This is a genomic window from Nocardioides sp. (genome assembly GCF_029937575.1).
Classification (GTDB): domain Bacteria; phylum Actinomycetota; class Actinomycetes; order Propionibacteriales; family Nocardioidaceae; genus Nocardioides.
Window position 1 is genome coordinate 18,084 of record NZ_JAPYPS010000055.1, and the last position, 9,449, is coordinate 27,532.

At 69.7% G+C, this 9,449-nt stretch carries 9 protein-coding genes; all 9 read right to left on the reverse strand.

Going from position 1 to position 9,449, the window contains the following annotated elements:
• Positions 1–88: 88 nt before the first annotated feature.
• Entirely contained in the window at positions 89–1,057 is a 969-nt protein-coding gene (locus Q1K33_RS15840) for an Abi-alpha family protein (RefSeq protein ID WP_300405675.1), read from the reverse strand.
• Positions 1,058–1,059: 2 nt separating this feature from the next.
• Positions 1,060–2,376 carry a hypothetical protein gene (locus tag Q1K33_RS15845; RefSeq protein WP_300405677.1) on the reverse strand — a complete coding sequence of 439 codons (1,317 nt, stop codon included), beginning with the start codon at positions 2,374–2,376 and terminating at the stop codon, positions 1,060–1,062.
• A gap of 112 nt (positions 2,377–2,488) precedes the next feature.
• Positions 2,489–3,979: a hypothetical protein gene (locus Q1K33_RS15850; protein WP_300405679.1), complete on the reverse strand. Its 1,491-nt coding sequence runs from the start codon at positions 3,977–3,979 to the stop codon at positions 2,489–2,491.
• A complete protein-coding gene (locus Q1K33_RS15855) occupies positions 3,976–4,422 on the reverse strand; it encodes a hypothetical protein (RefSeq protein ID WP_300405681.1) in 447 nt (148 codons plus the stop codon). Before Q1K33_RS15855 ends, Q1K33_RS15850 begins: the two co-directional genes overlap by 4 nt.
• Before the next feature lie 155 nt (positions 4,423–4,577).
• Complete coding sequence (locus Q1K33_RS15860; RefSeq protein ID WP_300405683.1) at positions 4,578–5,195, reverse strand: hypothetical protein; 618 nt, start codon at positions 5,193–5,195, stop codon at positions 4,578–4,580.
• A gap of 933 nt (positions 5,196–6,128) precedes the next feature.
• A complete protein-coding gene (locus Q1K33_RS15865; RefSeq protein WP_300405685.1) occupies positions 6,129–6,569 on the reverse strand; it encodes a MerR family transcriptional regulator in 441 nt (146 codons plus the stop codon).
• On the reverse strand, positions 6,569–7,771 hold the full coding sequence (gene dnaJ / locus Q1K33_RS15870) for a molecular chaperone DnaJ (protein ID WP_300405687.1): 1,203 nt from the start codon (positions 7,769–7,771) through the stop codon (positions 6,569–6,571). Before dnaJ ends, Q1K33_RS15865 begins: the two co-directional genes overlap by 1 nt.
• 125 nt (positions 7,772–7,896) lie before the next feature.
• Positions 7,897–8,664 (reverse strand): nucleotide exchange factor GrpE, encoded by a 768-nt coding sequence (grpE, locus tag Q1K33_RS15875; protein WP_300405689.1) that lies wholly within the window; start codon positions 8,662–8,664, stop codon positions 7,897–7,899.
• On the reverse strand, positions 8,661–9,449 hold a 789-nt coding region (locus tag Q1K33_RS15880; RefSeq protein WP_300405690.1), incomplete at its 5' end, for an Hsp70 family protein. The genes Q1K33_RS15880 and grpE, both read right to left, overlap by 4 nt.

The following is a 9,449-nucleotide window of genomic DNA, read 5'->3' on the forward strand; positions in this document are numbered from 1 at the left end:
AATCCGGTGACCCGACCACCAGCCGTCCCCGGAGGGTGCCTCACCGGGTCTCGAGACTCGGCGCCCGCGCCGCACACCTCAACCGGCGTCAGGCGGGGTCGGACGTCTCACCCGCCGGCGGCGCCAGGTGCGCGGGGAAGTCGGCGTCCGCCTTCTCCTCCTCGATCAGGCACGACTTGCCGAAGTCCTCGCCGAACGGCGTGAGGTGGATGCTGCGCCGCACGACCTTGGCGAACTTCACCGAGTGCATGGCCGCCAGCACGTCGGGCTGGGCCTCGACGACCTGGTAGTCCATCGGGTCGCGCAGGCTCTCGCGGGAGAACCACACGAGCCCCAGGCGGTTGAGGTTGTTGAGGTACGCCGGCACGTGGTCGACGCGGCGGAGCCCGGCGCGGGGACCGATCATCGTGAGCCCGGGGGCGATGAGCTGGGAGCTCACCATCCCGACCGGCCCCCCGGTGCGGACGTCGACGCTGGGCTGGGGACCGCTCTTGAGGAGCAGCACCAGGATCCGGGCCTCGTCGGGCGCGAGCTCGGTGAGGATCCGCTCGTAGGCGGGGTGACCCTGCTCGGTGCTCCACACGTCGCGCGAGCGCTCGAGGAGGTCCTGGCCGCGCTCGCGCAGGGTGGGCGGGGGCGAGACCCGCGAGCCCACGATCTGGGCGTCGATCACCCCCTGGCCGGGGTCCTGGTCGACGACTGCGCCGAGGCTCTGCCCGGCCGACAGCAGCGCGGTGCCGACGGGGACGCCACTGGAGACCGAGCGGGCGAGCTCCCCGACCACGGCGACGGCCTGGCCGGCCTCGCGGGCGAGGGCGGCCGCCTCCTGCCGGTTGGTGAGGGCCTTGCCGACGCGAAGCCACGACTTGGCGGACGTCTTCACGCCCCAGCCGGCCGTGTGCCAGGCGGCGTGGGAGGCGACGCGGGCCAGGCCCGGAATGGAGTCAACGACCTCGGGGGCGATCAGCTCGCCACGCCGGGTCCGCTGACGGGCACGCTCACCAGGGGACGTGCGAGGGGCGGCGTCGTGGTCGTACTGCTGGTCGTCGTGGGTCACGCTCAACTCCCTTGCACGCCGAAGAACGCCAGGTGCAGGAAGCCTCCGGCGGCTCCCATGATCGCGCCGTGGGCGTACAACATCCACTCGTCCTCCTTGATCGCCGATCGCATCATGTCGACGAAGTCGCGTGGCGGCAGCTCCTTGGTGCGGGTCGCGACGAGGACACGAATCCTGTCAGCCTGCTGGGCGCTGAACTCCGGGTCGCGGAACGGCGTGAGGGTGCGGCCCACGGCCTCCTGCGCCACGGAGTCGCGGATCGTGTCGAACCGGTTGGAGCCGATCGCCACGCGCAACGCTCCGCGCGCCGGACCGGCGGCCTGGTCGATGGCGGGACGCAGCGCGGTCGCGAGCATCTGTCGGGTCCGGTCGCCCCGAGGCCCGTCGAGCAGGAAGTCGCCGATCCGCTCCAGGGTGATCACGTCGTCGGCGATGATCTGGGCGTAGACCTCGGCCGCCTCGCTCTGGCGACGCAGGAAGAGGCCGTGCACCGGGATGCCGAGGATCCGCTTGGGCTCGGGCGGCTCGAAGATCAGCCACATGCCGAGGGCGTTGGTGATCCAGCCGACCACCACGCCGAGCAGCGGCAGGAGGTACCACTGGTGGAAGATGCTGTCGACGATCGCGACCGGGATGCCGAGCAGGAACCCGAACAGGAACCCGAAGCGGACCATCAGGTTGAGCTCGCGCTGACCGAAGTCGCGGAAGATGCGGACGACGAGGTCGGGGTTCTCCTGGAAGTGGTCGATGACCATGATCTTGGGGTCGAGCAGCTGGTCGATGTGGATGCCGATCTCGGTGGTCACCTTGCCCACGACGCTCGGGAGCTGGGCCTGGACGCGCGAGTAGACGGCCTCCTTGACCGGCCGGGGCAGGTCCTTCCACAGGCGTGGGTGCTCGGCGCTCATCACCTGGTCGACCAGCCCGGGCACCTCGGGGCGGAAGGTGGCGACGATGTGCTCGGCGATCTTGTCCGGCTCGAGCTGCTGGTAGAACTCCCCCGGCGTGCCGAGCTTGGCGATGGCCTTGTCGACGGCGATCGAGCCCATCTTCGCGGCGCGCGCCGGGATGATGCCCTGCCACCCGATGCCGCCCTGGAGGACTCCGGGGATCTCCTGCACCTTGCGCGGCAGCACCGAGGAGAGCTCGCGCATCCCGGGGATCTTGATGCCGTGGAAGCGCAGCGGCGAGAAGAGCATGACCAGGCCGGTCCAGTTGATCGCCCAGCCGACGACCCCGGTGAAGATCGGGATGCTCAGGAAGGCCACCTTGTCGAGGTCGTTGAGATAGTCGGCCAGTGGATCGAGCAGCCAGTCCACGTCCTCACCCTTCACCCATGCGGGTGACCGCATCGTCACCCGACCAGGGCAGCGTAGTGCCTCTCGTCACAGGGCGAGCTGTTTGTTGCGACACACTGTCGCAGGAACCCGCTCAGACGGCGAGCGCGACGACGACCGTCGCCGCGGTGACCGCGCCGACGACCAGCACCACCTGCAGCCGCGTCAACCAGGCGAGGGTCGCGACGTCACCCGCGACCGGCCGCCCCCGGGAGCGGCGGGCGCCGTACAGCAGTGCGGCGGAGAGCCCGAGCAGCGGACCGAGTGTCATCCAGTACCGCGACCCGGCGATGTGCACGAACGGCTGGACGAGCAACGCACCGATCGCGACCTTCACCAGGAGCGACTGGACCTGCGCGCCCGCCCCCCGCCGGTCGACGTACAGCAGCATGACGAGTCCGACCAGGAACGCCGGGAACACCATCAGGTAGGTCAGCGCCCCGACGACCTCGGCGGTGGGGTACGGCGCGGTCGGCGACTCGAAGATCCGGGCGAACCCGGCCGGGTTGCGCAGGTAGCGCGACAGGTTGTCGAGCACGTCGCGGGCGTAGGACTCGGCGGTCACGTCGGCACGCGCGTAGACCGACATCTCCGCGGCCGCCTGCATCTCGCTGATGCCGGTCGCCCGAGCGACCTCGCGGGAGTAGCGCAGCGGGGAGAACCAGATGCTGCTCCCGGGGTCGCACTCGCCGTAGCAGACGTCGTCGCGGTCACCGAAGGTGTTGGCGAGCACGGTCGGCACCGAGGTCGTGGTCAGCACCCGTCCCCCGAGCTCGTGCGAGGCGTACGCCGACCAGGGCGCGAGGAGGACGAGGAAGGCGGCACCCGCCGCGACCATGGTGGCGACCAGGCGGCGCCACTGGGCGCGGGCCAGGAGCACCCCGGCGACCAGCGTCACGGCGAGGACGCCGACCACCAGGATCGAGACGCTCGAGCGGAAGTAGACCGCGGCGATGCCGAGAAGGCCGAGGTGGATCCCGTGACGCCAGGCGGCCACCGGCTCGGGGCCGGCACCGCGGTCGGCGGCGCGGGTCCGCCGGACGAGGGCGACCGCCTGGGTCAGCAGCATGAGCACGAGCAGCCCAGCGACCAGGTCGCCGTAGGCGGCGAAGCCGAACACGGCGTACATCGGGACCAGGCCGGGCACCACCAGCACGGCGCCGGCGGACACACGGCCGAGGTGACGCCGTACGCCCAGGACGGCGAGCAGGAGCAGGGCGGTCGAGGCGAGGCCGAGGTAGGCCCGCACCAGCTCGATCGGTGCGTCCGGGACCACGACGAACAGCGGCGTCAGGAGGATCGACATGCCCGGCATGAACCACCCGTTGCCGGCGACGTTCTGGCTGAGCTCCGCCGTGTCCGGCCCGGAGAACGAGACCAGGTCGCGGACCAGGTTGGACAGGGCCCGGGCGGCGTCGACGTAGTAGGCCTCGTCGCCGTACACGGGCGTGCCGGCGGTGCCGGGGTAGAGCCCGACGCGCAGCAGCACGACGGCCGCCACGAGGCCGAGCAGGACTCGTTGCGCTCGCTCGAGGTCGGCCCAGCGACGAGCGAGCAGACCTGCCGGGCCAGGGGGGTCGCTCACGAGCGATCGTCCATGTCGGGCGTGAACTTCTTCGTCGAGAACGGTGCTCGGCACTCCGGCCTCCCCTCGGGTCGGCTCGGTGGGAGGTCCAGCACCATCTGGCCGCGGACCACCGCGTCGGGCGCCGTGCCGACGAAGTCGTCGGCGATCACCTGCACGTCGGTGACCCCGGCGGCGGCGAAGCCGCTCTCCACGCTGTCGACGGCTTCCTCCCCGGAGACCTGGTCGTAGTGGAGCACCAGCTGTCGCCGCTGACCGGTCGTGGTGGCCACGAGCTCGTCGGAGCGGACCTGATAGCCGAAGTCGAGGCGTACGCCGCCGGGCAGCGGCCAGCAGCCGTTGGTGCGGGCGTCCGGGGACAGCTCCGGTCGGTAGCTCCCGGTGGGATCGGCCCGGCCGAAGGTGGGGCTGAGGACGATCAGCAGCAGGAGGGCAGCACCCAACGCCGCGACGGCGCGACGGGCCGAGCGCGGGCGTCGTGCTTCCGAGACCGCCACACCACTACAGACGCGTGAGCGCCCGCATTGGTTGTGGGGAACCCGTGTGATGCGCACCACATGCGTACGTCGGCTGCAGTCGGAGTGTCAGACGAGTCGCCTCAGGACCGTTCCAGCACGCCGGTCTCCATGTCGACATCGATCGTAATCGACTCAGGGCTCATGGACCACGCCGCCTTGAGGTCGTCGACCGTCGCGTCGTCGACGAACCGTCGACTCTCGACGCCGAGTGCCGGAAAGCCAACTGCACCACTACTATCGATGTCGCCCAAAAGCGCGCCGCCTCGCGCGATCACCTGCACATCCTCATCCCACGAGTACGTCCGGTCCGGGTCCAGGACAACGATCAGCCGGCCCAACTTCGCGAGACCCTCAAGCTCAGCGTCCCCATCGAGTCCGGCGGGATGGGGGACGAAAGCCCCCACTTGGAGGGTGGCGGGGGACGGGCCATCGCCGAACCACGCTTCAATCTCAATCTCGACCCGCGCGACTCGCCATAGTGCGTCGGGGCTGTCGAAGGGTACAGGGACGCTCCGAGCCGCGTCCTGCCTGCCGTCGGGCAGGGCATAGGCACTGCCAGGGGACACCGCGACAACGCGACCAATCACGACAGCGCTAGACAACGTGATCGGGTCCGCACCGTTGATGATGAAGCCTTGATTGGGCAGGTGCTCGATCAAATTTTGACTAAACCGCATCTCCGACGCCGCTTCACTCACCCTTCTCACAGAACCGAAGTATGTCTGCACGTCCACGTCGGTCGGGATTTGATACTCGGATGCAGGACCAAGTCGCGGACCACCCGATGCCTCGTCACGCCTATCGGGAGCGCCGCACCCGACCGCGAGCGTCAGCGTCGCCACGATCGCAATGACGCGAACAAACGTTATCACCAGGCCGCTCCGTTAACGTGAGCCTTGTCGTGGCTTGTGAATTCGTACACACCTGACGACAATCCAGTCATGGCTCCCAACTCCGAGTTCCGATGCTTGAGACCAAGTGCGTGACCCTGCTCGTGAGTCACGAGCCAATTGTCGAACGCCACACCCAAGTCGTCCATGGCGTTTAGGTTGTAGCGCGTCTCGTGCTGCCCGCATCGCCCGCTTGGGTTTGCCCCGTTGCACGTAGTGAGACCGAACGTGCCGCCGCTGGTCCCACTCGCTGCCCAATCCCTTCCACAGTAGTCATCGTAGTGTCGTCCGATCACAATGATGTCCGTCGAACTGTTTTGACTACTCGACACTTGCGGAGCAACGGCCGTTTCGTTGGCGATCTCCCTCATGGCCACGTTGACTGAATAGAATATCTCGCTGTTGTAGCGCGCAAAATAGACGGAGTGTGGGTTGGCGTCGGCTCTATTGCCCCCGCTACACGAACTCGGGCTTCCATTCCCCGTGGTCCCATACCAGTTATTAGCAACCACTGGGGGCAAAACCACCGAGATTGTGGACAGCGCGAGTCCTAACGAGAGCAGTAGAAGAGGCAAAGTGGAATCCCGCCGAAATGTAGGCACGTATACAATTCCTCTCACCACCGTGTCAAACTCGGAGCAGTCGACTTAACCCCACATCACAATTTCCTGCTTGAGGGACGGTGGGAGGCCACGAATTCCATCGATGCGACTCAGGAAGCAGGAGAGCTTGATCTCGATCCTAGCGGCCGCGGCGCCATACGACGACGGAGGCGTCGGTGGGGGTGGTGCGCAGGACGGGGAGCCGGTTGGGGCCGGCCTCGGCCTGACGGGCGACCAGGGCCTGGCGCAGCGCGGCGCGAGTGGCGTCGAGCTCGGCCTGGAGCTCGGCGTTGCGCGCGGCGAGGGCAGCGGCGCGGTGCTCCATGTCGAGGATGCGCCGGACGCCCTCGATGCCGATGCCGGACGACGTCAGCTCGGCGATCGAGCGCAGCAGCTCGATGTCGCGCAGCGAGTAGCGGCGCCCGCCGCCACCGGTGCGACCCGGGGTGATCAGGCCGAGACGCTCGTAGGTGCGCAGGGTCTGCGGGTGCAGCCCGGTGAGCTCCGCGGCGACGCTGATCACGTAGACGGCCGCCTCGGGCGCAGGCGTCGGAGCGAACGGCGGGCGCTGTGCGGCCATCACGTCTCCTCGAAGAGTCCTGCACGCAGCGGCTTCGCGGCCGCTGCCTCACGATAGGCCTCGATGGCGCTGCGCGCAGCCTCGTCGAGCACCGCGGGCACCTGGACCTCGACGGTGACCAGCAGGTCGCCGCGGGTGCCGTCGGAGCGCGGCGCGCCCTTCCCCCGGACGCGAAAGCCGCGCCCGTTGGGGGTCCCGGCCGGGATCCGCAGCGTGACCGGCGCACCACCGAGGGTGGGCACCTTGATCTCGGCCCCGAGGGCCAGCTCGTCGAACCCGACGGGGACGTCGATGGTGAGGTTGTCGTCCTTGCGGGCGAAGAGTCGGTGGGGCGTGACCTTGACGCTGACGTAGAGGTCACCCGCCGGGCCGCCGTCCTCGCCGGCACCGCCCTTGCCGCGCAGCCGGATCCGCTGGCCGTCCTTGACGCCGGCGGGGATCCGCGCCTGGATGGTGCGCGCGGAGGACCCACGTCCGGAGCCGTGGCAGGTCGGGCAGGCCTCGTCGTAGATCAGCTGGCGTCCGGCGCAGGCGGGGCAGGTCTCGTTCATCGAGAATGCCCCGCCCATACTGGCGGTGACGTAGCCGGCACCCTCGCACGTCGCGCAGATGTGGGGGCGGGTGCCGGGCTTGCCGCCGGTGCCCGAGCAGGCCGGGCACGCCGCGTCGGAGGTCAACCGCAACGAGATGGTGACGCCGTCGATGGCGTCGGTGAAGGCGATCGTGGCGCTGGTCTCGGCGTCCGCGCCCTTGCGGGGACGGCGCGCCTGCTGACGGCGTGCGCCACCTCCACCGAAGAGGTCACCGAACATGTCGCCGATCCCGCCGCCGGCGCCCCCACCGGCACCACCGCGGTCGCGGAGGAGGTCGTCGAGGTTGAACCCCCCACCGGCACCGCCCCCGCCACCGCCGAAGCCGCCACCACCGCGGGCGCCACCGAAGCCGCCGCTGCCGTAGAGACGGCGCATCTCGTCGTACTTGGCCCGCTTCTCGGGGTCGCCCACCACGTCGTAGGCCTCGGCGACCTTCTTGAACGTGTCGTGCTTGGCGGTGTCGCCCGGGTGGGAGTCGGGATGGTTGTCCTTGGCCAGCTTGCGGTAGGCCTTCTTGATGTCGCCCGCGGCTGCGTCCTTCTTCACGCCGAGCACGGCGTAGAAGTCCTGCTGCGCCCAGTCGGCGCGGAACTCCTCAGTGCCTGCCATGGGTCACCCCTCCTCTCACTCGTACGACGTGTGGTTGCGCTGCTGCTCGACTCACGGGGTCTCGAGGCTCGTCGCTGGCGCTCCTCGCACCTCGACCCGCGTCGGCGGGACCGGCTCGACCACGGTCAGGCCGGCTCGACGGTCAGGACCTGCGCGGCGCGCACGACCCGGTCGCCGATCTTGTAGCCCGACTTGGCCACCACCTTCACCGTGGTGACGCTGACCCCCTCGTCGGGACCCATGCTCGACAGCGCCTCGTGGACCGTCGGGTCGAAGGCCTCGCCGGGCTCACCGAACTTCACGAGCCCGGACGAGGCGACGGTGCGCTCGAGCTGGTCGGCGACCGTCTTCAGGCCGCCGTCCAGGTCACCGTGCTCGCGGGCCCGGTCGATGGTGTCGAGGACCTCGGTGATCGGGGCGAGCGCGGCGTAGGTCGCGTTCTGCTTGACCAGGTCGCGGTCACGCTCGACGCGGCGCTTGTAGTTGACGAACTCCGCCTGGAGTCGCTGCAGGTCGAGCGTGCGTTCCTGCAGCTCCATCTGCGTGACGGTCAGCTCGTCGGCACCTGCATCCACCGCTGCGTCGGCCAGGTCGGCGGGCTCGAGCGGCCCGCCCTCCTCGACCCAGTCGTCGACACCGCTGACGTCCCCGGCGCCCGCGTGGGCGGTGCCGTCGGCAGTGCCGTCGGCGGTGCCGTCGGCGGTGCCGTCGGCGGTGCCGTCCGCGGGCCCGTCAGCGCCGTCCGCCGACCCGGCCGGGGCCCCCTCCCCCGCGTCTGCGGGGAGGGGGGACTCGACCTCGGTCTCGTTGGGCATCTCGGCCGCGGCGTCACCGAAGGTGCCCTCGACGGGCTCCTCGGGCTGCCCCGGCTGGTCCTGGTGACCTGAGGTCACTTGGACTCGCCCTCGGCGGCGTCGCCGGCTGCGGCGTCACCCTCGGCGGCAGGCTCGTCGACGACCTCGGCGTCGACCACGTCGGCGTCGACGATGTCCTCGTCGGCCTCCCCGGTCGCGCCCGAGGCGCCGCCGGCAGCGGCCTGGTCGGCCTCCGCGGCGGCGTACATCGCCGCACCCATCTTCTGGCTGGACTCACCGAGCTTGGTGACCGCCGCGGTGATCTCCTCGCCGGAGGCCTCTTCGTTCTCCAGGACGGCCTTGAGGGAGTCGAGGTCGGCGGTGACCTCGGTCTTGACGTCCTCGGGCAGCTTGTCGTCGTTGTCGGCCAGGAACTTCTCGGTCGTGTAGACGAGCTGCTCGGCCTGGTTGCGCGACTCGACGGCCTCGCGACGCTTGGCGTCCTCCTCGGCGTACTGCTCGGCCTCCTTGACCATCCGGTCGATGTCGTCCTTCGACAGCGCGGAGCCCCCGGAGATCGTCATCGACTGCTCGCGACCGGACGCGGTGTCCTTGGCGGAGACGTGGACGATGCCGTTGGCGTCGATGTCGAAGGTGACCTCGATCTTCGGCACGCCACGCGGGGCCGGCGGGAGACCGGTCAGCTCGAAGTTGCCCAGCGGCTGGTTCTGCGACCACATCTGGCGCTCGCCCTGGGCGACCTTGATCTCGACCGACGGCTGGTTGTCGTCGGCGGTGGTGAAGACCTCCGAGCGCTTGGTCGGAATCGTGGTGTTGCGCTCGATGAGGTTGGTCATCACGCCGCCCTTGGTCTCGATGCCCAG

Bases quoted from the DNA above. Each gene is read 5' to 3' on its own strand.
- Q1K33_RS15865 (WP_300405685.1), bottom strand. From the start codon at position 6,569: ATGGCCGCACAGCGCCCGCCGTTCGCTCCGACGCCTGCGCCCGAGGCG.
- dnaJ (WP_300405687.1), bottom strand. From the start codon at position 7,771: ATGGCAGGCACTGAGGAGTTCCGCGCCGACTGGGCGCAGCAGGACTTC.